25 protein-coding genes are annotated in these 26,360 nt (G+C 57.7%); 20 read left to right on the top strand and 5 right to left on the bottom strand.

Translation table 11 applies throughout. The features are described 5' to 3' along the window. Positions 1 to 10: 10 nt before the first annotated feature. The 4 genes from DXT96_RS21320 to DXT96_RS21305 form a co-directional block, all read right to left on the bottom strand. On the bottom strand, positions 11 to 1,138 hold the full coding sequence (locus DXT96_RS21320; RefSeq protein ID WP_153516363.1) for an oxidoreductase: 1,128 nt from the start codon (positions 1,136 to 1,138) through the stop codon (positions 11 to 13). A 352-nt stretch (positions 1,139 to 1,490) separates the two neighbouring features. Beyond that, positions 1,491 to 1,793 carry a GlpM family protein gene (locus tag DXT96_RS21315; RefSeq protein ID WP_256368024.1) on the bottom strand — a complete coding sequence of 101 codons (303 nt, stop codon included), beginning with the start codon at positions 1,791 to 1,793 and terminating at the stop codon, positions 1,491 to 1,493. Positions 1,794 to 1,816: 23 nt separating this feature from the next. Next, positions 1,817 to 3,526, bottom strand: coding sequence for an IlvD/Edd family dehydratase (locus DXT96_RS21310; protein WP_153516361.1), 1,710 nt, complete (start codon positions 3,524 to 3,526; stop codon positions 1,817 to 1,819). A gap of 40 nt (positions 3,527 to 3,566) precedes the next feature. Beyond that, positions 3,567 to 4,232 (bottom strand): GntR family transcriptional regulator, encoded by a 666-nt coding sequence (locus DXT96_RS21305; protein WP_246670620.1) that lies wholly within the window; start codon positions 4,230 to 4,232, stop codon positions 3,567 to 3,569. Between the two features lie 341 nt (positions 4,233 to 4,573). On the opposite strand from DXT96_RS21305, the gene DXT96_RS21300 reads away from it, so the two are divergent. From DXT96_RS21300 to DXT96_RS21240, 13 genes are all read left to right on the top strand, one after another. After that, entirely contained in the window at positions 4,574 to 5,437 is an 864-nt protein-coding gene (locus tag DXT96_RS21300; protein ID WP_371418959.1) for a cyclase family protein, read from the top strand. A 66-nt stretch (positions 5,438 to 5,503) separates the two neighbouring features. Continuing rightward, entirely contained in the window at positions 5,504 to 6,439 is a 936-nt protein-coding gene (locus DXT96_RS21295; RefSeq protein ID WP_153516358.1) for an NAD(P)-dependent oxidoreductase, read from the top strand. Further along, entirely contained in the window at positions 6,436 to 7,194 is a 759-nt protein-coding gene (locus DXT96_RS21290; protein ID WP_194287698.1) for an SDR family NAD(P)-dependent oxidoreductase, read from the top strand. The genes DXT96_RS21295 and DXT96_RS21290 overlap by 4 nt, the downstream gene beginning before the upstream one ends. Before the next feature lie 23 nt (positions 7,195 to 7,217). Then, a complete protein-coding gene (locus DXT96_RS21285; RefSeq protein WP_153516357.1) occupies positions 7,218 to 8,687 on the top strand; it encodes a TCP-1/cpn60 chaperonin family protein in 1,470 nt (489 codons plus the stop codon). A 45-nt stretch (positions 8,688 to 8,732) separates the two neighbouring features. Next, positions 8,733 to 9,821 (top strand): ABC transporter ATP-binding protein, encoded by a 1,089-nt coding sequence (locus DXT96_RS21280; RefSeq protein ID WP_194287697.1) that lies wholly within the window; start codon positions 8,733 to 8,735, stop codon positions 9,819 to 9,821. 52 nt (positions 9,822 to 9,873) lie between these two features. Further along, positions 9,874 to 11,082 (top strand): PotD/PotF family extracellular solute-binding protein, encoded by a 1,209-nt coding sequence (locus DXT96_RS21275; protein WP_194287696.1) that lies wholly within the window; start codon positions 9,874 to 9,876, stop codon positions 11,080 to 11,082. A gap of 67 nt (positions 11,083 to 11,149) precedes the next feature. Beyond that, on the top strand, positions 11,150 to 12,046 hold the full coding sequence (locus DXT96_RS21270; RefSeq protein ID WP_153516354.1) for an ABC transporter permease: 897 nt from the start codon (positions 11,150 to 11,152) through the stop codon (positions 12,044 to 12,046). Between the two features lie 12 nt (positions 12,047 to 12,058). Next, on the top strand, positions 12,059 to 12,901 hold the full coding sequence (locus tag DXT96_RS21265; protein WP_153516353.1) for an ABC transporter permease: 843 nt from the start codon (positions 12,059 to 12,061) through the stop codon (positions 12,899 to 12,901). Positions 12,902 to 12,959: 58 nt separating this feature from the next. Beyond that, a complete protein-coding gene (locus DXT96_RS21260; RefSeq protein ID WP_153516352.1) occupies positions 12,960 to 13,784 on the top strand; it encodes a carbon-nitrogen hydrolase family protein in 825 nt (274 codons plus the stop codon). 57 nt (positions 13,785 to 13,841) lie between these two features. Next, positions 13,842 to 14,993, top strand: coding sequence for a mandelate racemase/muconate lactonizing enzyme family protein (locus DXT96_RS21255; RefSeq protein ID WP_153516351.1), 1,152 nt, complete (start codon positions 13,842 to 13,844; stop codon positions 14,991 to 14,993). Positions 14,994 to 15,478: 485 nt separating this feature from the next. Continuing rightward, the gene (locus DXT96_RS21250; RefSeq protein ID WP_153516350.1) at positions 15,479 to 15,874 is read left to right on the top strand and encodes a transposase; all 396 of its coding nucleotides are present in this window, start codon (positions 15,479 to 15,481) and stop codon (positions 15,872 to 15,874) included. Next, positions 15,871 to 16,218, top strand: a complete 348-nt coding sequence (gene tnpB, locus DXT96_RS21245) for an IS66 family insertion sequence element accessory protein TnpB (RefSeq protein ID WP_044459718.1) — start codon at positions 15,871 to 15,873, stop codon at positions 16,216 to 16,218. The genes DXT96_RS21250 and tnpB overlap by 4 nt, the downstream gene beginning before the upstream one ends. 45 nt (positions 16,219 to 16,263) lie before the next feature. Continuing rightward, positions 16,264 to 17,919 carry an IS66 family transposase gene (locus DXT96_RS21240; RefSeq protein ID WP_153516349.1) on the top strand — a complete coding sequence of 552 codons (1,656 nt, stop codon included), beginning with the start codon at positions 16,264 to 16,266 and terminating at the stop codon, positions 17,917 to 17,919. Positions 17,920 to 17,944: 25 nt separating this feature from the next. Here the strand turns inward: DXT96_RS21240 and DXT96_RS21235 are convergent, their stop codons facing one another. After that, a complete protein-coding gene (locus tag DXT96_RS21235; RefSeq protein WP_153516348.1) occupies positions 17,945 to 18,970 on the bottom strand; it encodes a LacI family DNA-binding transcriptional regulator in 1,026 nt (341 codons plus the stop codon). A gap of 317 nt (positions 18,971 to 19,287) precedes the next feature. Between DXT96_RS21235 and DXT96_RS21230 the strand changes: the two genes are divergently transcribed. The 7 genes from DXT96_RS21230 (at position 19,288) to DXT96_RS21200 (ending at position 26,282) form a co-directional block, all read left to right on the top strand. Beyond that, positions 19,288 to 20,130 (top strand): phytanoyl-CoA dioxygenase family protein, encoded by an 843-nt coding sequence (locus DXT96_RS21230; RefSeq protein WP_153516347.1) that lies wholly within the window; start codon positions 19,288 to 19,290, stop codon positions 20,128 to 20,130. A 74-nt stretch (positions 20,131 to 20,204) separates the two neighbouring features. Beyond that, positions 20,205 to 21,809 (top strand): ABC transporter substrate-binding protein, encoded by a 1,605-nt coding sequence (locus tag DXT96_RS21225; protein ID WP_153516346.1) that lies wholly within the window; start codon positions 20,205 to 20,207, stop codon positions 21,807 to 21,809. Positions 21,810 to 21,868: 59 nt separating this feature from the next. Continuing rightward, the gene (locus DXT96_RS21220) at positions 21,869 to 22,840 is read left to right on the top strand and encodes an ABC transporter permease (RefSeq protein WP_153516345.1); all 972 of its coding nucleotides are present in this window, start codon (positions 21,869 to 21,871) and stop codon (positions 22,838 to 22,840) included. 17 nt (positions 22,841 to 22,857) lie between these two features. Further along, entirely contained in the window at positions 22,858 to 23,745 is an 888-nt protein-coding gene (locus DXT96_RS21215; RefSeq protein WP_153516344.1) for an ABC transporter permease, read from the top strand. Further along, on the top strand, positions 23,735 to 25,420 hold the full coding sequence (locus DXT96_RS21210; protein ID WP_153516343.1) for an ABC transporter ATP-binding protein: 1,686 nt from the start codon (positions 23,735 to 23,737) through the stop codon (positions 25,418 to 25,420). The genes DXT96_RS21215 and DXT96_RS21210 overlap by 11 nt, the downstream gene beginning before the upstream one ends. Further along, positions 25,417 to 25,869, top strand: coding sequence for a hypothetical protein (locus DXT96_RS21205; protein ID WP_153516342.1), 453 nt, complete (start codon positions 25,417 to 25,419; stop codon positions 25,867 to 25,869). Before DXT96_RS21210 ends, DXT96_RS21205 begins: the two co-directional genes overlap by 4 nt. Before the next feature lie 53 nt (positions 25,870 to 25,922). Further along, positions 25,923 to 26,282: a cupin domain-containing protein gene (locus tag DXT96_RS21200; RefSeq protein WP_153516341.1), complete on the top strand. Its 360-nt coding sequence runs from the start codon at positions 25,923 to 25,925 to the stop codon at positions 26,280 to 26,282. Positions 26,283 to 26,360 lie beyond the last annotated feature (78 nt).

Raw genomic sequence — 26,360 nt, 5'->3', positions numbered from 1 at the left:
GCCGCAGGGTTCAGCCCCTGCGGTGCTCCAAGCCGCTCCAATTGGATGGGGCTGCCCAGGCGTACGGGGAAGGATAGGGAAGGGTCACGCCAAGATCGAAGGCGCTGTGCCAGCCCCATCGAGGATCGTCGAGGAATGCCCGGCCCACAGCAACCTGATCGGCCTTGCCGCTTTCGATGATGTCGTTTGCCTGCTGCGCGCCGGTAATTAGGCCAACGGCCCTTGTCGTGATTCCGCTTTCGCGGCGAACGGCCGCGGCCAGTTCAAGCTGCTCCAGATCGGGGTTGGCGACGGTCGGATTGCTGACGGGGATGCCGCTTGAGGTCACGCAGGCATAATCAAGGCCGGCAGCCCTTAGCCGCATTGCAAGGGCAATCGCATCCGCGGTCGCAAGTCCATCTCCTGCCCAATCGCTGCCGGTAATCCGCGCTCCAACCGCAACGCCGCTGGCGGCATGCCGGATCGTCTCGGCCCTGATCGTCTGGGCGATGTGCAGCGGAAACGCCATGCGCTTCTCCGCGTCACCGCCCCATCCGTCGTTGCGTCTGTTCGACAGGGGCGAATGGAACTGGTGCAGCAGATAGCCGTGCGCGATATGGACTTCGATGACCTTGAAGCCCAGTCTCGTCGCGCGGACGGTCGCGCTTCGAAAGTCCTCGGCGATCTGTTCGAGGTCTTCATCGGTTGCCGCACGTGGACGTGCCCAGCCATCGCGGTGGGCAATGTCGGAGGGTGCGAGCGTCTCCCAGGCATCACGTCCGGAGAGGCTGCCGCCCGGCGTTTCCCAAGGGCGGTGTGCGGATCCCTTCCGGCCTGCATGGGATAGCTGTATGCCAAACTCTGTGCCCGGCAGCGCCACCCGACGCGCCTGGTCGAGAACGGTTCCAAGAGCGTCCTCGCTAGCATCGGAATAGAGGCCGAGGCAGCCGTGCGTTATCCGACCCTGGCGTGAAACGGCCGTCGCCTCGATCATCACCAGACCTGCGCCCGACATGCCAAGTGTCATGAGGTGCTGCGTATGCCACGCCGAGGCGGACCCGTCATTGGCCATGTATTGGCACATCGGCGCGACCGCGATGCGATTGGGAAGTGTTACCGGGCCAAGGGAGAGCGGTGTGAAAAGTGGGGTTTTGGACATTATGATCCGGTTCGCATTTGGGCATTCGCGTCAGGAGCGTATAGCCGTTAGATGTTGCCCCACAGACAGAACCTTGGGCCAGTTGGCAACCGAAATCAGGTTCACATCTGGAAACGACTCCAATTCGCTCGCTTTGGCAGATACTCGGGAGTGATGACGACAACCGCGTGGCCTAAACCAGTTCGTCGATGAGTTGCGGCACAGAACGAGATGCGGTGGATCGGGTTTCTTTTCGCGAAAGGTCAAAGCACCGCACGCATAGCTATAGCTTCACGCCATCTCAGGGTTGGCAGTTCGTATCTCATTAAGACGAGATAATTCGGAAGTCCTTTGATATGCGGCTCTCTCCACCCTATCGGAATGACGTGAACACTATCCAAGCGGCGAGCGCCCATACGAAAAGGCCGAGGAAGACGGTCTGCGGAGCTGGAACGAACGCCACGCCGACATAGCATGTGACAACGAAGGCCAGGTAGGCGGGCAGTGTCTTCGCGCTGGCAAGGCACGTTTCCCGGAAGGCGCTGATGTCGTTCTTGGCGGCGATCATCATCAGAGCAATGAAACCAAACAGAGGAAACAAGGGCAATATGCCCGGCAAAGTGTTGCCGCGCTTGGCTGCAAGCGCGATGACTGCCGTCATCGCGCCACCAAGCAAACTTTTCCAAAGAACGTCCAAGGCTACAAGTCCGATGCTTCGTCAATGAGGAAGGCGAAGTCGCATCCCTTTTCAGCCTGAAGAACCTCCTGGCCGTAGAGGCGGGCATAGCCCCGCTTGGCAAGCGGCGGCGCCTTGCCGGGCGTGCGCTTGGCCAGCTCGGCTGCATCAACCAGAAGATCGACACGGCGATCTTTTACGGAGAGTCTTATGCGGTCCCCGGTTCGCACGAGCCCGAGAGGGCCACCCGATGCCGCGTCGGGGCTGACATGCAGGACGATTGTGCCATAAGCCGTTCCACTCATCCGCGCATCTGAAATGCGCAGCATGTCTTTCACGCCCCTGCGTGCGAGTTTCGTCGGTATCGGCAGATAGCCGGCTTCCGGCATGCATGACGCGCTCTTGGGCCCTGCATTCTGGAGAACCATGATATCGTTCTCGCTGATGTCGAGGTCCGGATCATCGACTCGGGCAGCCATGTCCTCAAGGCTTGTGAAGACGACCGCCCGGCCCTCATATTCGAACAAGCGCGGGTCGGCGGCTGCGCGTTTGAGGATGGCTCCGTTCGGAGCCAACGTCCCAAAGAGCGCCACAAGGCCACCCTCGGGCTGAAGGGGCGCAGATACCGAATGTATGATTTTGCGATCGACATAGGGCTGGGGCGCGGCAAGGCGCTCTCCCAGCGTTTCCCCTGACACGGTCAGGCAGTCGAGATGCAGGAGGTCCTTCAGTTCCCGCATGACCGCACCGATCCCACCGGCCGCATGAAGGTCTTCCATGTAGTAGCTACCGGTGGGCTTGAGATCCACAAGCACGGGTGTCGTGTCAGAAAGTTCGTTCAGCCGGTTTAGGTCGATCTTAATGCCGGCACGCCCCGCAATGGCCGTCAGGTGAATGATAGCATTGGTCGATCCTCCAATCGCGAGGAGGATACGAAGAGCGTTCTCGACCGATTTTGGGGTAATGATCCGGTCTGGTGTCAGTTTGTCACGAGCAAGCCGCATGGCTGCAACGCCACTGGCTTCGGCCGCGCGGAGCCGATCCGCATGGACCGCGGGAATTGCAGCCGTGCCGGGTAACATGATGCCAAGCGCTTCGGCGATTGCAGCCATCGTGCTGGCCGTACCCATGACTGCGCAGGTTCCAGCGGTGGTCGAAAGGCTTCCTTCGACTTCCTGTATGCTCTGATCGTCCAGTTCACCCGCGCGATATTTCGCCCAGAAACGCCTACAATCCGTGCAGGCGCCGAGGCGTTCGCCGCGCCATCGACCGGTCATCATCGGCCCGGTGACGAGCTGGATGGCTGGAATGTTGGCCGAGACTGCGCCCATGAGCTGCGCCGGAACGGTCTTGTCGCAGCCGCCGATCAGGACGACTGCATCCATCGGCTGTCCTTTCAACATTTCTTCCGTGTCCATAGACATGAGGTTGCGGAAGAAAAGGCTGGTCGGCTTGAGGAAGACTTCGCCTAGCGAAATTGTCGGGAACTCAAGGGGTAGGCCCCCGGCGGCGATGACACCGCGCTTGACTGCAGTGATCAGTTCCGGCACCAGCCGGTGACAGTTGTTGAACTCGCTGTAGGTTCCAACAATGCCCACGACGGGACGTGCGAGCATTTCCTTGGAGTATCCCATGGATCGCGCGAACGACATTCTGAGATAACGCGCGAAATCGAAGTCGCCATAGTTGGTGAGACCGCGCGAAATCCCGACCGGCTCTTGATTGTCCGTCATTAAAGTACTCCGGAAATTAGGATTGAGGGGGATAGTCGCGTTAGTTGACGATCTTCCCGTAGGTGCGAAGATAGGCGAGCTTCGATGCTGGCAGATGGTTCTTGCACAACTCGACCAATGCTTCGCCATCCTGGCATTCCAAAGCTCTGATCATCTGATGATGTTGGTCGCGAGCTTTACTTCGCTCCACTTTGTCAGCCAGGACCATAAATCGGATCCCATGGGCGCGCTGAGAGTAGGTTTCGATCGCGCTAGCAAGATAGTGATTGCGGCACAGGCTAAACAGTTTTCGATGAAACTCATGATTTCGGCGGAATACGCCAACAAGATCGTCGGTCTCAACGGCCTTGTCGTGATGAGCTTGGATTTCTTTCAGATCGTCAATGTCCGGCTCCTCAACCGGAAACAAAATTTGTGAGGCTGCCGTTGTCTCCAGAATCTCTCGTAGAGAATAAAGTTGCTCGACATCCGAAGCCGAAAAAGCTCTGATCATAGCGCCTTTGTTGGGAAAGCGCTCGACCAGGCCCATGCGGTCAAGTTCTACAATAGCCAATCTCAGGGCGTGGCGGGACACAGCAAATCTCTCAGCGAGTTCCTCTTCAATCAGCCTTTCGCGAGGATGCAATCTTCCAAGAACGATATCTTCTTCGAGCGCCCTCACGACGGTAGCGAACGGTTCCTCTTTGGTCTCTTTCTCGTTCGTCAAAGGGCTTCCCACTAATTTAAGCTCGTTACTCGGGCTCATATTTCCTCACGTCCTTTATAGCTTCGACCCAACCAATCCTCAAGTTATCGAATGTCGTGACGATTGTCGACAAAATAATCGCAGATCCTGTTGACTAAAAATTTTAGGTGTTGCATGAATTGCTGACACGATAGCGAGCGGCGGGCGTTCAAGCCTTAAAAGCTCGGGGAACATAAAAGCGAGGATCTGCAATGTGCTCCGAATGTCTCGTCACAGAAGCGATTAAGGAAAAGATCGCGGCCCATGGGGCGGCCTTCCGAAAGGCGACCGCCAGTCCCTTCGGCGCCGAGGATGAGATTGGAATGCTCAATCTTATCAATGGCGATACCCGCAAAGCAATCATGGATCGCGCCGATCCGACGCATATGTACGATCTGTCGGTCGACAATTTTATCGGTATGCCGGGGTGGTTCGGGGCCGAGGATCAGCCTTACCAGATCTGGATGACCCATACTCCGCGCGGCGAAAAGATCGATGACATCATGAATGTCGGCGCTGCGGCGAACGATCTCGTATCCTATTCCGGCGATGCCATCTCGATGTACACGCATACGGGTACGCACATCGACGCTTTCAACCATTTCGGTTACGACGGCAAGATTTTCAATGGCTTCTCTGCCGACGATCATCTTGGTAGCCGTGCCTGGCGCAAGGCGGGCGCCGACAAACATCCGCCGATTATCGCGCGCGGCATCATGCTCGATATCGCTGCCATGCATGGCGTCGATGTGCTTCCGCCGAATTACGGTATCGGCGAGGCAGATCTTCGCGGCTGTCTGAAGCATCAGGGCATCCAGTTGATGGTTGGCGATGTCGTGCTGATCCGCACGGGCCGCATGCGGTTCTGGCCCGACCGTTCGACCTACCTGCCCAACCCGCCCGGCCTTAACCGCGAGGGCGCGGAATTCCTGGCGAAGGCCGGGGCGATCATCATCGGCGCCGACAACCATTGCCTCGAACAGGCTCCGTCTGCGGACCCGGAAAACTGGCAGGTCGTGCACACCTACCTTCTGGCCGAGGCCGGCGTTCCGATTCTCGAGATTGTGAACCTGGAAGATCTGGCGCAAGACGGGGTTTATGAATTCGCCTTTTTCGGAGCGTGCATCAAGTTGCGGGGTGCGACGGGTGCGCCGATGCGCCCGGTGGCGATGCGGCTCAAGAAGTAGGCTTTCTTTTAACGGCTTTTCATGAGGGTGCGCATGATGTCATGCGTGCCGGCGACGGAGTGTGCCATGGCGGCAAGGACCCATTTTATCACAGGCGCGGCCGGTCTAGTCGGGCAGGCAGTGGCCGAGAAACTGGTCGCCCGTGGAGATCGCGTGACCGCGGTCGATCGCAACGCCGCCGTCCTTTCCTTTGGAGAGGTCATCGGCTGCGACCTCAAGGATGTGCATCGGCTTCATGCGCTGGCCGGTGGCCAAGAGTTGGACTCGATCATTCATTGCGGCGCCTATTCCGGTCCCATGGTGGCGCGGGACAATCCGTACGATCTCGTGGCCGTTAACGTCATGGGCACCGCGAACGTACTCGAAATCGCCCGAACTTTTAGGGTTCGCCGTTTTATTAACTGTTCGTCGGTCAGCGTTTACGGTCCGACAGAAAATGGGCCGGTGAGGGAGGATGTGCATCTTTCGCCCTCCACCGTCTACGGTGCGACGAAGCTTGCCGCCGAGGCACTGGTGACAGCATTTGCACGAGAGCACGGGGTCGATGCCGCGTCGTTCCGCCTTTCCTGGGTATATGGGCCTAATCGGAGCACGCCCTGTTTCCTCGGGCGCCTGCTGCGAGATGCGCTATCTGGCAGGACCACTGAACTTGCATGGGGGCGCGATTTCCACCGCCAATACATCCATGCAGACGATGCCGCCAACGGCTTAATCGCTGGCCTGGATGCGGACGTACTCTCGACGCGGGTCTTTAACCTAACTGGTGCCAATTATCAGACGCTGGAGGAAACTGCGGCTCTTGTCGGGCGCATCCTGCCGCAGGCGCGTATATCGCTGGGTTATGGACCTGATCCGGGAGACGACATCCAACACGAGTTCGACATTTCGGCGGCAGAAGATGAGCTCGGATATCGCCCATCTATCTCTCTGGAACAGGGAATCCGACAGTTCGTCGCGGCCATCAATCGTGAACACGACAATTCTAAGGAGCTTGAGGAATGATGGATGTTTTCAGTCTGGCGGGGCGTACGGCACTTGTCACCGGTGGCAGCCGCGGCATCGGCGCTGGCATCGTGAAGCTCTTTCTACACGCAGGCGCACGCGTGGCGTTCTGCCACTATCGCGACGGACCTGAGGCCGAGCGCCTAGCCTCTAGCCTAAAAGACGAGGGGCATATCGTCGATTTCATCGAATGCGACGTCGGCGATACCGCGGCCGTCGATAGGTTGCGCGATTTCGCCATCGAGAAACTTGGTCACGTCGACATCGTCGTCAATTCGGCAGGTATAAGCGGCGACCGCCCGTTTGCAGATGTCACGGTCGCGGATTTCGATCGGATGATCGACGTCAATCTTCGTGGCACATTCATCGTCACCCAGGCGTTTTTCCAGCAGATGGTCGACCGCGGTCACGGACGCATCATCAATTTCGCCTCGCAACTCGCCTATAAGGGCGCTCCCGCCATGGCGCATTATTGTGCATCGAAGGGCGGTGTTGTCGGATTTACTCGGGCACTCGCCTATGACGGCGCGCCACATGGCGTGACCGTCAATGCCATCGCGCCAGGGCCGATCGAGACGGCGCAACTTGCCGGCATGACGGAAGACTGGCGCGCGATGAAGCATGCCGAACTGCCGATCCGGCGTTTCGGCACGGTCGAGGAAATCGCCCCGACAGCGCTGCTCCTCGCCTCGAAGGCAGGGTCTTACTTCGTCGGCCAGACGCTGTCGCCGAATGGCGGCGATGTGATGCTTTAGCAATATCGGGGAATGACGCGATCATGGTTACAACGCGCTTTCATTTTGCCGATGATGCCAGACGCAGTATCGTGGACGGAGCCACTAAGGTCGCGCGGCTTGTCGAGTTGACGCTCGGTCCGGCCGCACGCACCGTCCTTGTCGAAAGGGCGCCGGGCAGACCGCTCGTCGCCTCTAGTGGCTATGACGTGGCATTGCAGGTCGATTTTGCCTGTCCGGTTGAGCAGATAGGAGCCCAGGCCATGCGCAATGTTTCCTGGGAGGTCAGCGACCGATGGGGCGATGGCACTGCCACCGTGGTTTCTCTCGCGGCGGCGCTGCTGCAATCGCTTGACCGGGCCGACAAAAGCGGACGGGACCGACGCACTATTTCGGCCACGTTTGGCGCAGAGGTCGCTGAAGTGGTCGCGACACTGACCCGGTCCACGACACCGGTCGTGGAGGAAGAGGACTTCCGACAAGTCATTGAAACCGCGGCGGGAGGGGATGATTTATTACAGCTCCTGCTTGAAGCTGTCCTCTCTGCAGGGCCGCAGGGGTATGTCGATGTGGTGCCCGCGGTCGATGCCGATGCGCTCGAAGTTGGCCGGGGTCTCGCCTTCGATGGCGGCTGGCTGAGTTCTGATTTAGCGCCTTCGGGAAAGAGTTCTGTTGTTCTGGACAAGGCCTACGTCGTCGCATTCGACGGTGCCGTCCAATCGATCGCGGAGATCGGGCCGATGCTGGATGTTTTCGTCCGTATGGACCGGCCATTACTCTTTGTCGCCACCTCGTTCTCGGACGAGGCGAAGATCCAGCTTGGTTCGCTTGTGCGCCGGACTGGGGCAAAGATCGCCGCAGTGCGCGCTCCTGGCGAGGGGGACTGGAGGCGGTTCCATATCGGCGATATCGCCGCTGCGACTGGTTCGACGTTGTTCGGAGACGAGGGTGGATATTCGCTAAAGAACGTTCGGCCGGAGTTGGTCGGGCGCGTTCAAAAAATAGAACTGACGGCGAACGAAAGCCGGTTCGAAATTGACGTCGACACAGGCCCCGAACTGGAGTTTCGCAAGGCGCAGATACGCGGGGACGTCGCCCGGTCGCGATATCTCTCGCTTGATCGTGAGCGGCATGAAAAGCGCCTTGCTCGGCTATCCGCCGGCATCGTGACGCTGTCCATCAGCGGTCATACGGAACGGGAGCGGGCACAGCGAATAGGGTCGGCGCAGCGGGCCGTACAGGCCATCAAGGCTGCCCGACAATCGGGCACGATCGCAGGCGGCGGCATCGCACTTCGGGAAGCCGGCAGGATCCTTGGAAACTCCAGCGTCACGGGTCCTGCGTTCGAGGCGCCGTTCAGGGCACTTTCGGCCAATGGCGCTGCAGCCTCATCGTTGTCACCGCGTGACCCATGCAATTTGTTGGTCGATGTCGTGCGGCGCGCGGCGGCAACCGCGGCGTCTCTCGTAAGTACGGATGTGGCCATCACTCACCCGCGTCGTCTGGCGAACTGACGTACGGGAAATCAAGAAGGTAAGCTTATGTCAAAGGAACATACCATGGCTGAGACGCCGCGCCCCTCGCGGGCGAACATGCTCGAGGTGCTGGGCGCTTCGCTCTTTTACGGCAACGTCAAGGCTCTGGACAACGTGTCGGTCGTCGCCGGCGAGGGAGAGTTCCTGACCATCCTCGGCGAGAGCGGCTCGGGAAAAACGACGCTCCTGAAGATCATCTCGGGCTTGGAAACACCCAGCGATGCGCAGGCGCTTCGTATCGGAGGCCAGGATGTGCGCGATCTTGGTGCATCCGATCGTAACTGTACGACCGTTTTCCAGCACTATGCGCTCTTCCCGCACATGTCGGTTCGCGAGAATGTCGAATACGGGCTGAAGGTCCGTGGCGTCTCGCGGGATGAACGCAGGAAGCAAGCAATTGACGCGCTGGAAATGGTGCGTCTCGCTCACAAGGCGGATCGCCTTATTACGCAGCTCAGTGGGGGCGAGCGCCAACGCATCGCCCTTGCCCGCGCCTTCGTCACCAAACCCGCGATCCTGCTGCTCGACGAGCCTCTGGGCGCGTTGGACGAAAAGCTGCGCGTCGACATGCAGGAAGAACTGATCGCCATCCAACGCAATCTCGGTATTACGTTCGTCTATATCACGCATAGCCAGGAAGAAGCGCTGACGATGAGCGACCGCATCCTGCTGATGCGCAACGGAAAGATCGCGCAGGAGGGCGCGCCGACCGACCTGTTCGACCGGCCAAACAGCGGGTTCACCGCCAGGTTCATGGGCGTAGACAACGTTTTCGACGGCGAAATTATCGCGACCGATGGCATTTCGGTATCGCTCTCCGTCGGCGGTCAGACATTGGAGGGACAGTGGTCTGGCACGTCAGCGCCAGTGATCGGGAAGAACGCCGTTCTTGGTGTTCGGGCAGAAAGGGTAAGGCTCGACCCTCAGGAGAGATTGGAAAACGTGCTTGATGCGACGCTCCAAACCTCTGTTTACAAAGGCAAATATCTCGATATCGCCTTCAACACGTCTGTCGGTTCGGCACGCGCCCGATTGTGGGATTCGGATCAAGCCCCGACCGGCGTCCGGCGGATCGGTTGGTCAAAGTCATCGTGCACAGTCATGGATCCATGATCCTTCTGGCAACACCGCATCAAGCATCACAATAACCACAAAGGAGAGCAGCATGTCAGTTCAGCAGCAGCAGCAGCATACCGGCGCAGACATCAGTCGTCGTTCGTTCCTGAAATCCACGGCAACAGTCGGTGTCGCGATCGCGGCCGGCGGCGCCTTCAAATCGGCGGCGTTCGCGCAGGAGGAAACCGTCCTAAAGGCTTATGGCGTCACGACCGCGCAGATGAGTGATCCGTCACTCCTCACCAAGGCGACGGGTGTCAAACTCGAATTCACCGGCACCGACGCTGACATCGGCGTCTTCATGCGCGACGTGATGGCGAACAATATCGGCGAGACGCACGACATCCTCATCTTTGACAACGGCACGCAAAATATTCTCGGCCCCAACGGCTTCTATGCCGAGATCGACACGGCCGACCCCGCACTCGACCTCTGGGATCAGACGCCGGACTTTTGGAAGAAGTCCGATATCTCGGTCTTTGATGGCAAGACTTACGGTGTGCCGATCCTCGGCAACTGCGATACCTTCGCCTACTTTCCAGAAGTGATCGGCGCAAATCCGAACGGACAGGACGAAATACCTTATTCAGTCCTTTACGAAGACGATCGCACCCGCGGTCGTGTCGCCCTCGACCGCGTATTGTCGCAATCCATGGCCTGCATGGCGAACTTCTTGAAGGTAAACGGGCGACTCCAGATCGCCGATCCGGCCAATCTCACGGCCGAAGAAGCCAAGGCCGTTGTCGATTACGCCATAGAGCGCAAGCGTGCGGGACAGTTCCGCACCTTCCATAACTCCTTTGAAGAGCAGGTCCAACTCATTCAGAACCGTGAAGTTGACGTGCTGGAATGCTGGGAGCCCGCGGTCAAGGAAGCGCAGAAGACGATGGGCGACAAGGCGCCTATCTACGCCTTCGCTGTCGAAGGCGGCAAAAAGTGGGGTCACGGAGCCTATGTGCCGGCCCAGGCGATCGAGCGGGGCAACAAGGACGCGATCTACAAAGTCCTCAATTACTTCCTGGGTGGCGAGTTCCGCGCCATTCAAGCTCGCGATCGCGGCTATGCCGGTCCTAACATGGGACTCGGCGTCGAATACGCCAAGAAGGCCGGCTGGGATCAGGCGCAGGTCGATGCCTTGTCGGAAACGGACAAGAAGATTGAGCGCAAAATGTCCAATCCCAATGCTTTCTGGAGTAAGCCGACGGCGGAAAATGCCGACGTGATGGAACAGGAATGGCAGCGCTTCCTCAGCGCTTGACATTGTCGCGGGCTGATCCCGCCAGGCAACCGGCGGGATCAGCAGTAAAGAGAAGGAGAGGAATAAGATGTTTCCGGGTCAAGGAAAACTGACTCTGCCAAAGACAGCCACAGGCTGGTTCACGCTGGTCTTTCTCAGTTGCTGGGTTGGCATTGTGCTGGTGCCGCTGCTGATCATTTCCGTGTTCAGCTTCTTCTCCATCAAGCAGTACCAGATGGTCTTCGAGCCAACATTCACAACTTGGACCGGTCTCTTCGAATCCGGCCGTTGGACCGTCGTCGTTCGCACGCTCCAGTTCGCCGTGACGATAACGATCATCGAGCTTCTCCTTGCCTTCCCCTTCGCTCTCTGGCTCGCCAAGGGTTGCCGGTCAGATCGGGCGAGGGCGCTGATTATCACGCTCCTGACGATCCCGTTTTTCTTGGATGCGTCCTCGCGCATCATCGTCTGGCGCTCGATCCTCGGCACGAATGGTGTCGTCAACACGCTCCTGATGAATGCCGGGCTAATCGATCAACCGATCACGTGGCTCCTTTACTCGGGCTTTGCAGTGCATTTCGGCATGATCGGCAGCTATTTTCCCTCGGCGGTTTTTCCGATCTTCCTGACAATTTCGTTGATCGACGACGATCTCATCAAGGCAAGCTCCGATCTCGGTGCCAGCGCGCGACAGACGCTCCTCAACATCATCCTGCCGCTCGCAATGCCTGGTATCATCGGCGGTGCCATCTTTACCGTTGTTCCCTTGATGGCCGCCTGGGTTGAACCGCAGCTGCTCGGCGGCGGGCAGGTCAATCTTCTTGGCCAATCCATCCAGAGCGCGCTTTCCAACCTTAACTACCCGGTCGCCGCCGCCCTTTCGACTATCGTTATCGCCATACTGATCGTGCTGCTCTCCCTACTAATGTTTAGTCTCAAAGGCAGGATGAACATGGCGTCCATCTTTCAGAACCACGGCCATTGAAGGAGAACGCCCATGTCCACGATCGTTCATGCCGATGCCGCATCCGGCGCGCGCCCGTCACGACCAGGCAATGCGGGCAGAGCCTGGAGCCTTGTCGCCAGACTGTGCGGCTTCTTCGCTCTCGCGCTGATATACATTCCCGTCGTCTGGCTGGGGATCATGTCCATCAGCGCCGAACCACTCTCTGGCCGACCCTATCCGTTTACGTTCAACCACTACGAACAGCTGTTCGCCAATACCAACTGGCACGCGCCCTTCCTGAACAGTGTTCTTCTCGGTCTGACAGTCTCGGTTGCTTGCATGGTCTGTGGCACCTTCGTGGCGCGTTCGATTGTTGCGCTCACGCGTCCGGGACCCGTCGTTATGATGGCGGTTCTTCCGCTCTTCGTACCGGGCCTGACGATCGGGGCGGCACTTTTCATTCTGCTGCGTACGGTTCTAAATCTTAAGCTGGGTTTTTGGTCGCTCTTCATCGCGCACATGGTTTGGGCATTTCCGTTCGCACTGCTACTCATCCTGATCGTCATGCTGCGCTTCGACAGGAGGCTGATCCAGGCAGCCGAAGATCTCGGTGCCAAGCCCTTCCGGCGCTTCATAGACATCGAGCTACCGCTGTTGATGCCGGGCATTTCCGGCGCCGGCATCTTCAGTTTTTTGCTGTCCTTCAACGAGTTGCTTCGCTCGACCTTTCTGCGGGGAACGGAAACGACGATGCCAATCTACAACTGGGCGATGGCGTCGGCTCAGCAATCGCAGGTGCCGATCGTCTTTTCCCTATCGACCCTGATCCTGCTGGTCACCTTGCCAACAATGGCTGCGATTTTCATCTTCCTCTTCGCCCGTCCAAAGGCCTAACCCAGCCCCTTTCCCGAGACTTTCCCCGACACCGTTCAAACCTTGAATAGGAAATCTGATGACCGAAGACGCATATGTAGCGGTGGCCCAGGTGCCAGTCGTGCTGGGCGATGTAGCCCACAACCTCGCCGCCATGAGCGGCTGGATGGAGGAGGCCGCCGCAAAAGGGGCAAAGCTCCTGGTCTTCCCGGAGTGCTATCTCTCCGGCTACATGTTCGAAACGCGCGATGACGCTTCTGCGAGTGCCATCGAACGCGCAGGCCCTGAACTCGAACAAGTGCGCCTTCTTTGCAAGGAGCACGCGATGGAGGTCGTTGTTGGTTTTCTGGAACGGGTCGGGTCAAAACTTCACAACTCGGCGGCGGTTGTTGGCCCCCACGGCGTGACCGGCATTCACCGCAAGCGCCATATGCCCTTCCTCGGCGCGGACCGATTCGTGGACGAGCCGGAAGGCGTTGACGTTTCCGTCTTCGAGACCGCGGTGGGCAAGGTCGGCGTGGCCATATGCTACGAAATCCGGTTCCCCGAAGTCTCGCGGACGCTGGCGCTGTCGGGGGCTGATTTCATTGCGCTCCCGACGAACTGGCCCGTTCAGTCCGTTCTGTTGGCCGACTACTTCACGCGGGTAAGGGCCGCTGAAAATTTCGTCTTTTTCCTGGTCGCCAATCGCGCCGATAGCGAAGGTGACGCTGATTTCCTCGGTAAAAGCCAGATCATCGACCCTCTCGGCAATGTCATGATCAACGCTGGGACCGATGAAGGGATCGTGTTGGCGGTGGCCGACGTCGGCCGTGCGCGAAATAAGACGATCGCGTTCAAGGCGGGGGAGTTTGAGCTGTCACCATGGAGGGACCGTCGGCCGGCTACGTACAGGCTCGTCTGATCGAACCGCACATTTGCCGAAGCACGTACCTTTTGTATGCCTGTGGGGAATTTTGGAATGAAAATCAGGATGATCGAAGCGCGCGCCGTGAGCGTGCCTGTTGCGAAGCCGACACGGATTGCCAAGCGAATTCTCGACAAGCGCGACTACCTCGTCGTAGATATTGCCGGCGACGAAAGCGAAGTAGTCGGCTCCGGCTATATTTACGCAGGTACGCGCGGCGGCCCAGTCGCTGCGAAGATCGTCGCCGAACTCCTGTCGCCCGTGCTGATAGGCGCCGATGCCGACGACATATGGGGTCACTGGGATCGAATGTACCAGGAGACCCTTCTGACCGGCCGCCAGGGGATCGTTTTGCGTTCTATTTCCGCCGTTGACATGGCGCTGTGGGAGCTAGCGGCAAAACGCAGGAGTTTACCGCTTGCCGTCATGCTCGGCGGTACGGTGCGTCCAGTGCCAGCCTATGCGTCCGGCGGATATTACCGGCCGGATGACGGGGACTGGGCCGACGCCGTTCATCGCGAAATCCGGTTGAACGTTGAGCATGGCTTTTCGGACCACAAAATCAAGGTGGGTGGGCTCGCGATCAAGCAAGACGCTGACCGTGTAAGAGCGGCGATCGATGCGATGGACGGTCGCGGCAGGTTGGCACTCGATGCGAACAATGCCTACCGCGACTACAGCGAGGCATTGCTCGCGGCACGCGCCTTCGAGAAGGCGGCGGGAGACAGCGGCCTCTGGTGGTTCGAAGAACCTCTTTCACCCGATGACTATGCCGGGCATGCTGAACTTGCCCGCACGCTCGAAACGCCGGTAGCGACAGGCGAGATACACCAGACACGCCACGAGTTCCGCAGGCTCATCGAGCATGGCTCCGCCGATATCCTCCAGCCGGACGTCGGCGTTCTCGGCGGTGTCAGCGAGTGGATAAGGGTGACGCGTGCCGCCGAGAGTTTTGGCATTTCTGTCGCGCCGCATTGGCACGCCAACGCCCATGCGCAACTTGCGGCGGCCACGCCAAACTGCATTACGGTGGAACATTTCCTGCTTGAAAAAGACATCTACAATTTTGAGCGCATTGTGACACCCGAAACGCGTCAGATTTATAAAGATGGAAAACTGATCCTCACCGACCAGGCAGGATGGGGGTTTGAATTCGATAGGAAGAGCCTTGATGAATTTACTGTTGAGCGTTTCATGTCTAGCTGACACGTCAGCAGATCGACCTCACCTTCCAGGCGTAGGTCGCATCCAGTGTTGTGCAGCTTAAGAGGCGAGTGCAAACCGTTGCCGTGCCAATTAGCTCTAAGCACTCCATCGCCGCAGATCGATTGGATATAATCTGATTGGCGGGGAACGTGCTATGAAGCTCAGTTTGTTAAGAGGGTGGTAAAAATTGAAGAACATGCCGACCGTTCAAACGGATTAAAGGCGTGCGAAGCTGTGTCGTTGCGCCAACAGTGCAAAACGCTGGCATGGGCCAATGTAGAGCTACACGCCTTCCTTTCGCGGGACCGGTTCCCGTGGCTCTCCGGGCAGCAGCTTAAACCTCGGGCGCACGCGACCGCTAAAATGCGAAATGCGGATCGAACAAGATGTGGTAACGCGTCATGAGCGTAATCCCCCGGTGAGGGCCGTCTTGCGATGACGGTCTGCTGACTGGCAGTCCTAGTAGTAACACTAGGAGTAGTCATATGACGAAGCATCCCATCGAGGTGATCACATCTGTAGAGCGCCGCCGGCGCTGGACACATGAGGACAAAGAGCGGCTCGTCGCGGCCTGCTTTGAGCCAGACGCGGTGGTATCGGAGATTGCGCGCGCGGCCGGTATCCATGTCAGTCAGTTGTTCCGCTGGCGCAAGGAGCTGTGCCAATCCGACGAACCAGCGAAACAGGCGACCACGACCTTGGTGCCGGTTATCGTATCGGATGCAGCGCAGCCCACGTCCACAGAAGCGCCGATGACATCTCGTAGGAAGCGCAGTGATGTAACGATCGAGTTGGGTCGGGGTCGGCGTGTCCGCGTGGATAGCGACATCGATACCGAAGCGCTTGGCCGGATTCTTGACTGCGTGCTGGGGCTGCGATGATCCCGGTTCCTGTTGGTGTGAAGGTCTGGCTGGCGACGGGCCATACCGATATGCGCAAAGGCTTCCCGGGTCTGTCTTTGATGGTGCAGGAGGCGCTGAAGCGCGACCCGATGTGTGGTCACCTGTTCGTATTCCGCGGTCGCGGTGGTGGCCTGATCAAGGTGATCTGGCATGATGGCCAAGGAGCCTGTCTGTTCACGAAGAAGCTGGAGCGTGGCCGCTTCATCTGGCCATCAGCGGCCGATGGCACAGTGGTGATCACGCCCGCGCAGCTCGGTTATCTGCTGGAAGGGATCGACTGGCGGATGCCGCAAAAGACGTGGCGACCGACGTCGGCCGGATAAGCAAAAACACTGGAATGACGGGGTCGAATATGATTCCATCCCGTCATGAGCAACGCGACCGAAGAGCTTCCGGACGATCTTGCCAGTGCCCTTGCACTGCTGGCCCAGGAACGTGCTCGACGTGTCGCAGCCGAAGCAGAAGCAACGACCGCCAAGGCTGAAGCCGCCAGCGCAAAGGCACTCGTATCGCATTCCGAGGCGCTGATCGCACGGCTGAAGCTGGAGATCGACAAGGTTCGTCGCGAACTCTACGGCAGCCGGTCTGAGCGCACGGCGCGGCTGCTGGAGCAGATGGAACTGCAGCTCGAAGAACTCGAGGCAGATGCAGGTGAAGATGAACTGGCGGCGGAAATCGCCGCCAAAGCTTCAGCCGTCAAAGCCTTCGAGCGCAGGCGTCCTTCACGTAAGCCATTTCCCGAACACCTGCCACGCGAGCGCGTCGTCATCGCCGCTCCCACGAATTGCGCCTGCTGCGGATCGGCCAAACTGTCGAAGCTTGGCGAGGACATCACCGAGACCTTGGAAGTCATCCCGCGTCAGTGGAAGGTTATCCAGACGGTACGGGAGAAGTTTACCTGCCGCGAGTGTGAGAAGATCACGCAGCCGCCGGCACCATTCCACGTAACACCTCGCGGCTTTGCAGGACCGAACCTGCTGGCGATGATCCTGTTTGAGAAATTTGCCCAGCACCAACCGCTCAATCGCCAGAGCGAGCGTTATGCCCGTGAAGGCATCGACCTCAGCTTGTCGACGCTGGCCGGCCAGGTTGGAGCCTGTGCCGCGGCGCTGAAGCCGCTTCACTCCCTGATCGAAGCGCATGTCCTTGCCGCCAAGCGACTACATGGCGACGACACGACCGTGCCGATCCTGGCCAAGGGAAAGACCGATACGGGCCGCATCTGGACCTATGTCCGGGACGATCGGCCGTTCGGAGGGCTCTCACCGCCGGCCGCCCTTTATTATGCCTCGCGCGATCGACGGCAGGAGCATCCGGAGCGCCACCTGAAGACCTTCACCGGCATTCTGCAGGCGGACGCCTATGGCGGCTACAATCCACTGTTCAAGGTTGATCGCGATCCAAATCCGCTAAGGCCGGCGTTTTGCTGGGCCCACTCGCGGCGCAAGTTCTTCGTGCTTGCCGACATTGCCGCAAACGCCAAGCGTGGAAAGAACGCCGCGCCGATCTCGCCTATGGCGCTCGAAGCTGTCAAACGGATCGACGCCCTGTTCGATATCGAGCGGGAGATCAACGGGCTTGCCGCCGACCAACGCCTGGAACGTCGCCGCAAGGAAAGCCTGCCGCTCGTTGATGATCTGCAGGCGTGGCTTCAAACCGAGCGGGCCAAGCTCTCCCGCAGTTCTCCGGTCGCCGAGGCGATTGACTACATGCTTAAGCGCTGGGACGGCTTCACGTCATTCCTGGACGACGGCAGAATTTGTCTGACGAACAATGCGGCAGAGCGAGCACTCAGGGGCTTTGCGCTCGGCAGAAAATCGTGGCTCTTCGCCGGATCAGACCGCGGTGCAGATCGTGCAGCCTTCGTGGCCACATTGATCATGACGGCAAAGCTCAACGACATCGATCCGCAGGCGTGGTTGTCCGACGTTCTTGCCCGGATCGCTGACACGCCGATTACCAAGCTCGAGCAACTGCTTCCGTGGAATTGGGCACCGCCAACCGTCAACGCTCAAGCGGCCTGACCTGCGGCCTTCACCGGAGGCTTACTCATGAGCGGTCAAAAGAGACTTTCAGCGTGGACTGTCTTATGTAGAGATCAAAAGGCACATCATTGTTCTGCAGTGAAATGTCACCGGAAAGCAGGTTTACCAGCATTGCGATCGCACGCTCTCCAATGCGGTCGGGATGAAGATCTAGTGCTGTGATGGAAGGGTCCGACTGAAGGACACGAGGCGTATTTGTCGTCGTGATGACGCCAAGCTGCTCTGGAATGCGCAGGCCGAGTTGTCTGGCAGCCTGCAATACTCCTAGGGCGCCCTCCTCATTCGTAGTGTAGATAGCGTCGGGGGCCCTGTCGCCTGCCAACAACTCACGCGCGATATGGGCAGATGCAGCAATGTCCAGTTTTTGTGAAGAGGCTATGATGGCTGGGATTTTTTTTTCGTTGGCCCACGATTTGAACTCAACGGCGGTCTCTGAAAGATATGAAATTGGGTAGTTAAACGTAAGCAATGCCGGACGGCGATAGCCAGAATTAAACAGGTGGTCCAGTCCTGTTCTCAGCAGAGTTTCGACGCCATAGTCAATTATACCGATAATTCCAGGACCTTTGTCTTCGATTTTTCTGTTCGGTTTACCGATAGTTATAACAGATCCGCCGGTTTCTCGAACATGCAAAAAAAGCCCCTCATCTCCCACTGGATCGAGGACAATTGCTTGGCGAATGCCGATTTTCGAGAGAATTTCCCGGTTCGTGTTAGGGGGGACGACGACGACCAGCCACCCCTGTTGAAGGGCGGCCCTCGAAGCGCCATTAAGCAACTGCGTCGCGAAAGCGGAATCTGTTATTGGTGACCCTTCAGCGGCGTGGCCTATCTGAAACCCGATCAAGCCTGTCTCTGAACCACGAAGGCCCCGCGCGTAACTGCTTGGAAAGTATCCCATCTCCCTGGCGGTATCGAGGACCAATTGCCTGGTCTTCGCGCTGACCCTACCTTTGTTATTGAGGGCGAGAGATACAGTCGCAGACGACATCCCAATTGCCTTTGCGACATCTCTGATATCGACTGCCATCAATGGCCTCCATTCGACTAAACCGGGCAGGTCTTTCAATCTCGCTTCAAACGCGAGGATTGCAACCGCCTTCGCCAGTTAAACTATTTAACAAAAATGTCAAAACGGAAATTGATACGCCTCGCGAGCTTTTGATCAGCAGTCGCGGCTATTGCGATGTAATTAAGCACGTTATTCACATGGCACCAGTTGAGTCACACGAGTAGGCTTGATAAACTGTAGGTAAAAAATGATAAAACGTATTGACAGAGATGTCTGTGTTGCCGCACCTTATGTGAAGGGCTGGCGCGATCGTCGGCCCCGTTTGGGAGCGAAATATGAAAATCAATCGGACAATGCCCGAGGTGAAGGTCACAGCAGAACATATCGAGCAATTCGAGCGCGATGGGTTCCTGGTTATCGAAGATGCCCTGTCGAGCGAAATTGTCGGGCAGCTGCTTCAGACCATAGACGGGCTGGAGGCGGAATTCAGCGCATCGGATCATCGGCGAAATGTGTTTGGCCTTGATGTCCGTCCGATCGTCGGCAAGGACCCGCTCTTCTTCGACCTGATGACGTGGCCCACGACGTTCCCGCTCGCGGTCAGGTTCCTGAACCATTACAATCTTCAACTGATGACGTCTCATCTCATCAAGGTTCCGCCCCAGCCTGGTAAGCGAAATGTCGGCTGGCATCCGGATGGCGGTATTCCTGGTATTCAGATCGGAGGCCGGCGGGCCTTTACAAGCCTCAAGATCGGATACTTTCTCACCGACCTGCTGTCGCCGAATATGGGATCGCTGCTGGTCGTGCCGGGAAGCCACCGGCTGGCCGGACCCCCTGTTTTCGAAGCAGGCGGGAGTGATCCTGTCGGTACGGTCGAGCTCAAAATTCGCGCCGGTTCGGCGGTGATATTTCAAGAAGGACTTTGGCATGCAGGTGCGACAAACAGCTCCGATAAGACACGTGTCGTTCTCTATTTCGGTTATGGGTTCCGCTATCTTCGACCTATCGACTACATACAAATGCCTCAGGAGCTCCTCGATCGATGCGATCCGATAGAGAAGCAGCTTCTAGGTCACAAGGCGACGCATCTGGGGTACCAAGCGCCGCAGGATGCCGATTGCCCCCTGAAGCCGTGGTTTCAGGAGCGCTTCGGCAACCAATGGCTTCCTGACTAGGGAGACTTGCCGGAGCGCCGATTACGCGTCGGGCAGGTCCGTCGCTGTGAAAACAAATAAAAAAGGGGAACGAGATGAACAACCGGGATACGATACCAAATTCGATGATGCAGTTGCTGCATGGCAGCGGAGTTGACCGGCGCCAGTTTCTGAAATCCGCGGCGATTGTGGGTTTTGGCGCGACCGCCGGCGCGGTAGGCTGGCCCGGCAGTTCAAGGGCCGTCGCCCCACGCCGCGGCGGCACGTTTCGCGTTGGGATTCATGATGCAAATACCACGGACAACGTCGATCCCGCGACCCCTTTCGGAATCTTTATGACGCAGCTGAACTGTGCGTTTCGGGGCTATCTGGTCGAGATAAACCCTGACAATTCCATAAGTCCCGATCTGGCGGAAAAGTGGGAGGCAAGTTCAGACGCCCTTACATGGACATTTCCGATCCGCAAGAGCGTCGTTTTTCACAGCGGCAAGACGCTTACAGCCCGAGATGTTGCCGCCTCGCTTCAATATCACCTCGGTGAGGGAAACAAGTCGGCTGCCGCGACGCAACTTGCCGATGTCGAAAGTGTGCGTGCCGATGGCGACGCAATTGTTGTCGTATGTAAGCGGCCTTTCGCGGATCTGCCCTACTTTCTCACGGACAAACAGCTGGTGATCGGACCTTCCGATGAATCGGGAAAGGTCGACTGGACCGGATTGGACGGGACGGGTCCTTATCGCATCACTCGCCATGAGCCCGGCGTCACGACCGAGCTTGTCCGTCATGCGAACTATCATAAGCCTGATCGGGCGTGGTTCGATGCTGTTCAGCTGATAGCCATGAACGATGGCAATGCGCGCATCGGCGCAATACGCAGTGGCGCGGTCGATGCAATCAGTGAGTTTGATTTACGGTTCGCACCGCAATTGGCGGCATCTCCGGGTATCTTGATCGATGAGACTGCGAGCGGCGCCCACGCTTGTCTTGCAATGGATTGCAGCGTCGCCCCGTTCAACAATTCAGATGTCCGGCTTGCACTCAAGCATGCTGTGAACAGAAACGAGATGATCGACAAGGTTCTTCGCGGGCATGGGACGCTCGGCTCGGATAATCCGATTGGCCCGATCACGCCTTTTCATGTCAATATCTCTCCTGTGGAGTATGATCCGGAAAAATCCCGGTCCTTGCTTAAGAAGGCGGGTTTCGAAGGCCTCAAGGTAACCTTGTCGGCGGCTGACATTGCATTTGTCGGAGCAGTCGATACCGCGCTTCTCTTCAAGGAGACAGCACGTGCTGCCGGCGTCGAAGTTGAGGTGGTCCGCGAAGCCGATGACGCCTACTGGTCGAATGTCTGGATGAAGAGGCCGTTTTTTGTGTCTCAGTGGGGTGGGCGTCCGACGCCGGACGCGATGTTCTCGCTCGTCTACGCCGGCGATGCGGCCTGGAATGAAACGCGTTGGCGCAATAGTCGGTTCGACACGCTCTTAAATCAGGCGAAGGGTGAACTCGATGGCCAACGGCGGACGGCACTCTATGGCGAAATGCAGCGGATCTGTTCTGAGGACGGCGGCGCGATCATCCCGTTCTTCCGCAATCGCCTATCAGCGCGTCGTAGTAATGTTGCACATGCTGGCTCGGTCTCCGGCGTATGGGAACTGGACGGTGGACGCTCCTTCGAGCGGTGGTGGTTCTCTGAATAGCTCGTTAGCATGGCCAGAGACGATCAACACACCTATAAAATGTCCTGACGGGGATATCCATGAACCACATACTTCTTATGGTGGTAAAGCGCGTAGCGCTGGGCGTGGTGACGCTCATTGCCGTCTCCATGATTGCGTTTCTCTCGATGCAATTTCTCCCGGGAGATTTCGCGACCCAGATACTTGGGCAATCGGCTACTCCAGAGGCCGTTGCCGGCCTTCGTGACGAGCTGGGCCTAAACGATGGAATGCTGCATCGTTACGCTATATGGATCGGAAGCGTCCTACAGGGCGATTTCGGCACGTCATTTGTGGGAAGAGGGCAGGGAACCCCGCGAGAGGTCGTCGACCTGGTGTTGCCGCGCTTGCAAAACTCGCTTTTTCTAGCGAGTTTTGCGGCATCGATCGCGATACCGCTCGCTTTAGTCCTCGGCGTGCTGACTGCGCTGTGGCGCAATACGGTCTTCGATCGGGTCGTGAATGCGACCACGCTGGTCTCTATTGCCTTGCCGGAGTTCTTTGTAGCTTACTCTCTGATCCTTGTCCTGTCGATCATGACCGGGTGGTTCCCATCCTTGGCGAGTGTGCGCCCGGACATGCCACTCTATGAGAAGGTCCATACGGCTTCGCTTCCCGCACTCACATTGGTTCTCGTGATTCTCGCTCACTCGATGCGGATGACGCGAGCATCGATCATCGGCCTGCTTGGCAACAGCTATGTCGAAATGGCGCGCCTCAAGGGCTTGTCCCGGTTGAGGACTATCTTACGGCATGTTCTGCCAAACGCGTGGGCGCCGATCGCCAATATCATCGCATTGAACCTGGCCTATCTGATCGTCGGCGTGGTGGTTGTCGAAGTGGTGTTTGTGTATCCGGGTCTAGGACAGCTTATGGTCGACTCGGTGCGCACTCGCGATATGCCGGTCATCCAGGCGTGCATCCTGCTGTTTTCGGCAATCTTCGTTCTGCTCAATTTGCTCGCGGACATCGTGTCGATCGCCACCAATCCCAGACTTCTCCATCCCCGGTGATTAGAAGGACGTTGAGGATGCCTTTGAATAATCTGTCAAACTGTCGGACCCGCGATCCTTGGCTCTATGTATGCAAGTTGCGCGGTATCCCTACGAGTGTGCTCGTCAGCGGCGTCGTTCTCGCAATCTTCGGGATAACGGCAATTTTTGCACCGCTGCTCGCACCATATGGGGAAGGTGAGGTGTTTCCGCAGTCGTATGCCGGCTGGGACCGCCATTTCCTGTTGGGTACCGATAGCCTGGGACGCGACACGCTGACCAGGCTTATATATGGCGCCCGAAACAGTATCGGCGTCGCCCTGGCCGCGGCCGCTCTGTCGTTCTGTACCGGGGTCGCGCTCGGTCTTGTGGCGGCACTGAACAGGTTCTGGCTGGATGAAGTTCTTGGTCGTGCCGCAGATATCGTACTGGCCGTTCCAAGTCTAATCTTCGCGCTCATGCTCCTTGCCATGTTCGGATCGAGTGTCCTGAACATAATCCTCATCATCGGTTTCCTTGATGCCAGCAGGGTGTTCCGCGTCGCAAGGTCACTGGCATTGGGCATCGCCGTGATGGACTATGTAGAAGCCGCGCGCGTTAGGGGCGAAGGTACTCTTTGGCTTATGTCGCGGGAAATTCTTCCGAATATCGCGCCGTCACTCGCGGCGGAGTTTGGCCTCCGTTTTTCGTTCGTGTTCCTGACGATCGCGTCACTCTCATTTCTGGGGGTCGGATTGCAGCCCCCCACGGCCGATTGGGGATCGATGGTGCGGGAGACGGCATCGCTCATAACATTCGCCGATTTCGATCTCAAAGCAGGCATCACTCCCTTGCTGCCCGCAATGTCTATTGCTGCAATAACCGTCGCCATCAATTTTGTGGTCGATTGGTTCTTCGGAAGAAAGGATAGCGCCGATGTCTTCTGATCCTGTACCAGTTGGTGAGACTTCCCCTTTGCTGGAAATCAAGGACATTCACCTTGAGGGGAAGACTGGCGGTCGTTGGCGGTCGATTCTTTCAGGTGTGAATCTGACTGTCCGGCGTGGTGAGGTGTTGGGCCTTATTGGTGAGTCAGGGGCAGGAAAATCGACACTCGGTCTGCTTGCCATGGGGTTTGTGCGGGCGGGCTGCCGGGTAACGTCTGGTAGTGTTCATTTTCTTGACCACGACCTTTTGCAATCACCCGACGCCGATTGCGATCGCTTGAGAGGCGCACGCGTTACCTATGTCGCTCAAAGTGCGAGTGCGTCGTTCAATCCGGCCCTGCGCCTTCTCAAGCAGACGGTTGAATCGACTATTCTTCACCGATTGTCCCGGAGAGACGCGGCGGAGCGCGACGCTCGTGAACTCTTTGCCGCGCTTGGCCTGCCATCGCCGGAAACCTTTGGAGATCGCTATCCGCATCAGGCGTCGGGTGGGCAGTTGCAGCGAGCAATGACGGCCATGGCAATGTCGCCGAGACCTGATCTGATCGTATTCGATGAGCCGACCACTGCCCTGGATGTCACCTCGCAGGTCGAAGTCCTCGCGGCGATGCGTGACATCGTTCGGCGATTTGACACAGCCGCCATCTACATCACCCACGATCTCGCGGTGGTTAGTCAGATGGCCGATCGGATCAAGGTCATGAAGGACGGTCAAGAGGTTGAAGAAGCGCCGACGAAGGACATGCTCGCGAACCCCAAGAGCGACTACACACGGAGCCTGTGGGCCGTTCGGAAAATGAACAAACCCGAGGTCGACTCCGAAGAATATGCAATACGTGTCGATAACCTCTGTGCCTCCTACGGTTCGGTCAAAGTACTCCATGATGTAACATTGAAAGTGCCGCGTGGCCGGACAACGTCGATCGTCGGTGAATCGGGCTCCGGAAAATCCACATTCGCTCGGGTTGTCGCCGGACTTTTGAAGCCCGATTCCGGCACGCTGCAGTTCTTCGGACGGCAACTCGCGGGAACGCTTACAAAGCGGAGCCGCGAAGATCTTCGCAAGATACAAATGATTTATCAGACGGCTGACACCGCGATTAATCCCCGGCAATCCGTCCGCGAAATCGTCGGGCGCCCACTGGATTTCTATTTTTCGCTGGAGCGGGCGAAGAAGGAGGCGAGACTTCGCGAGCTCCTCGGACAGGTCGACCTTGCCGCGGAATACCTTGATCGATACCCGGCCGAACTTTCAGGGGGGCAGAAACAGCGGGTCTGTATCGCCCGTGCACTGGCAGCCGAACCTGAAGTGATTGTTTGCGATGAAGTCACGTCGGCGCTGGATCAGGTTGTCCAAGAGGGCATCTTGAAGCTGCTGCTGTCACTTCAGGAGACGTTGGGCATAACCTATATCTTCATCACCCATGACCTGAACACGGTCAAAGCAATCTCCGACCGCGTCGTCGTGATGCGCGCCGGACGGATTGTCGATCAGGGTTTGAAGTCGGACGTGCTGGATCCGCCGCGAGAAGCCTATACCCGTGCGCTATTCTCGTCAGTCCCCACAATCGATCCCGATTGGCTTACGCGGCTGCTCGGATCGCGTTCCCCCGTTATGGAGCTGAATGAAGTCCCGCTTGGTCCAGTCGCCATTCGGGCTGAGGAGAACATATGAAAACTTTCCTTTCTTTCACTACCCCGGAAGAAAAAATGTGGGTGCCCCTGGAGGAAGGGGTCTGGGTCTGGCCGTTGTCCCTCAATTTTATGACGGGAGAGCGGAGTGAGGTAATGCGTGTACGCAAGCAAGGTTGGCTCACTCGCTACAGCAGAATGGGTTTGACCCACGGCTATGTTATCCGCGGGGCGATGCGCTTCGTGGAACAAAATTGCCTCATAAGCGAAGGTGATTTTTTTATCGAGGCCGCTTCGCAGGACACGAATATCGTCATGGACAGCGAAGATGAGATGCAGGCGCTTTACGTCATGGGTGGCCCCACTGCCTACATGGATGAAGGCGGGAAGATAATCGATGTCGAGGACAACAAGAGCTTGCTTGCAAAACTCGAGCGACATTATCGAACCGTGGGAGTGATGGCGTATCTCGATCGTATCATCATCGGCTAGTCCTCCCATTCTATAAGAGCAGCCTATACCGCAGGTATTTCTAGGAGACAGAAATGGTGAATGCATTGAAAGAAAACGTCCATCTGCGCCACGATACGGCCCTACGGGCTGTATCCTACATCGATCCGGCGGCAGTTCTGGAAGGTGAACCGAGAGAGCGGGCGAACATATTTTTTAATGAGAACGGAGTGACAATCGGAGTTTGGGCGTGTGAGCCCTATTCCGAATTCTTCGACAAGCGAACGTCATGGGAATTGTGCCGGATAATTTCTGGCCGTTGCTCGCTTACGGATCAGGAAGGCATGGAGGCCGAATTCAAGGCCGGTGACAGCTTTGTTGTTCCGAAAGGTTTTAGCGGCGTTTTCAAGGTCCACGAGCCCTATGTGATGCATTTTATGACTGCAAATACCTAGGCGGTCGCGAGTTGGTCAAATAGCGATACCAGGTCGAAAATGCACGCAGGTTTTAATGGTGGCGAATGCATTGATTCC

Source organism: Agrobacterium sp. ICMP 6402 (genome assembly GCF_009498615.1).
Lineage (GTDB): Bacteria > Pseudomonadota > Alphaproteobacteria > Rhizobiales > Rhizobiaceae > Agrobacterium > Agrobacterium burrii.
The sequence above is the reverse complement of the archived record's forward strand: the minus strand, read 5'-3'. Positions and strand labels throughout refer to the sequence as shown.

What these genes read in the sequence shown, in the direction of transcription:
- DXT96_RS21320 (WP_153516363.1), bottom strand. Translation starts at nt 1,138, where the DNA reads ATGTCCAAAACCCCACTTTTCACACCGCTCTCCCTTGGCCCGGTAACA.
- DXT96_RS21310 (WP_153516361.1), bottom strand. Translation starts at nt 3,526, where the DNA reads ATGACGGACAATCAAGAGCCGGTCGGGATTTCGCGCGGTCTCACCAAC.
- DXT96_RS21300 (WP_371418959.1), top strand. Translation starts at nt 4,574, where the DNA reads ATGCTCAATCTTATCAATGGCGATACCCGCAAAGCAATCATGGATCGC.
- DXT96_RS21295 (WP_153516358.1), top strand. Translation starts at nt 5,504, where the DNA reads ATGGCGGCAAGGACCCATTTTATCACAGGCGCGGCCGGTCTAGTCGGG.
- DXT96_RS21290 (WP_194287698.1), top strand. Translation starts at nt 6,436, where the DNA reads ATGATGGATGTTTTCAGTCTGGCGGGGCGTACGGCACTTGTCACCGGT.
- DXT96_RS21285 (WP_153516357.1), top strand. Translation starts at nt 7,218, where the DNA reads ATGGTTACAACGCGCTTTCATTTTGCCGATGATGCCAGACGCAGTATC.
- DXT96_RS21280 (WP_194287697.1), top strand. Translation starts at nt 8,733, where the DNA reads ATGGCTGAGACGCCGCGCCCCTCGCGGGCGAACATGCTCGAGGTGCTG.
- DXT96_RS21275 (WP_194287696.1), top strand. Translation starts at nt 9,874, where the DNA reads ATGTCAGTTCAGCAGCAGCAGCAGCATACCGGCGCAGACATCAGTCGT.
- DXT96_RS21270 (WP_153516354.1), top strand. Translation starts at nt 11,150, where the DNA reads ATGTTTCCGGGTCAAGGAAAACTGACTCTGCCAAAGACAGCCACAGGC.
- DXT96_RS21265 (WP_153516353.1), top strand. Translation starts at nt 12,059, where the DNA reads ATGTCCACGATCGTTCATGCCGATGCCGCATCCGGCGCGCGCCCGTCA.
- DXT96_RS21260 (WP_153516352.1), top strand. Translation starts at nt 12,960, where the DNA reads ATGACCGAAGACGCATATGTAGCGGTGGCCCAGGTGCCAGTCGTGCTG.
- DXT96_RS21255 (WP_153516351.1), top strand. Translation starts at nt 13,842, where the DNA reads ATGAAAATCAGGATGATCGAAGCGCGCGCCGTGAGCGTGCCTGTTGCG.
- DXT96_RS21250 (WP_153516350.1), top strand. Translation starts at nt 15,479, where the DNA reads ATGACGAAGCATCCCATCGAGGTGATCACATCTGTAGAGCGCCGCCGG.
- tnpB (WP_044459718.1), top strand. Translation starts at nt 15,871, where the DNA reads ATGATCCCGGTTCCTGTTGGTGTGAAGGTCTGGCTGGCGACGGGCCAT.
- DXT96_RS21240 (WP_153516349.1), top strand. Translation starts at nt 16,264, where the DNA reads ATGAGCAACGCGACCGAAGAGCTTCCGGACGATCTTGCCAGTGCCCTT.
- DXT96_RS21235 (WP_153516348.1), bottom strand. Translation starts at nt 18,970, where the DNA reads ATGGCAGTCGATATCAGAGATGTCGCAAAGGCAATTGGGATGTCGTCT.
- DXT96_RS21230 (WP_153516347.1), top strand. Translation starts at nt 19,288, where the DNA reads ATGAAAATCAATCGGACAATGCCCGAGGTGAAGGTCACAGCAGAACAT.
- DXT96_RS21225 (WP_153516346.1), top strand. Translation starts at nt 20,205, where the DNA reads ATGAACAACCGGGATACGATACCAAATTCGATGATGCAGTTGCTGCAT.
- DXT96_RS21220 (WP_153516345.1), top strand. Translation starts at nt 21,869, where the DNA reads ATGAACCACATACTTCTTATGGTGGTAAAGCGCGTAGCGCTGGGCGTG.
- DXT96_RS21215 (WP_153516344.1), top strand. Translation starts at nt 22,858, where the DNA reads ATGCCTTTGAATAATCTGTCAAACTGTCGGACCCGCGATCCTTGGCTC.
- DXT96_RS21210 (WP_153516343.1), top strand. Translation starts at nt 23,735, where the DNA reads ATGTCTTCTGATCCTGTACCAGTTGGTGAGACTTCCCCTTTGCTGGAA.
- DXT96_RS21205 (WP_153516342.1), top strand. Translation starts at nt 25,417, where the DNA reads ATGAAAACTTTCCTTTCTTTCACTACCCCGGAAGAAAAAATGTGGGTG.
- DXT96_RS21200 (WP_153516341.1), top strand. Translation starts at nt 25,923, where the DNA reads ATGGTGAATGCATTGAAAGAAAACGTCCATCTGCGCCACGATACGGCC.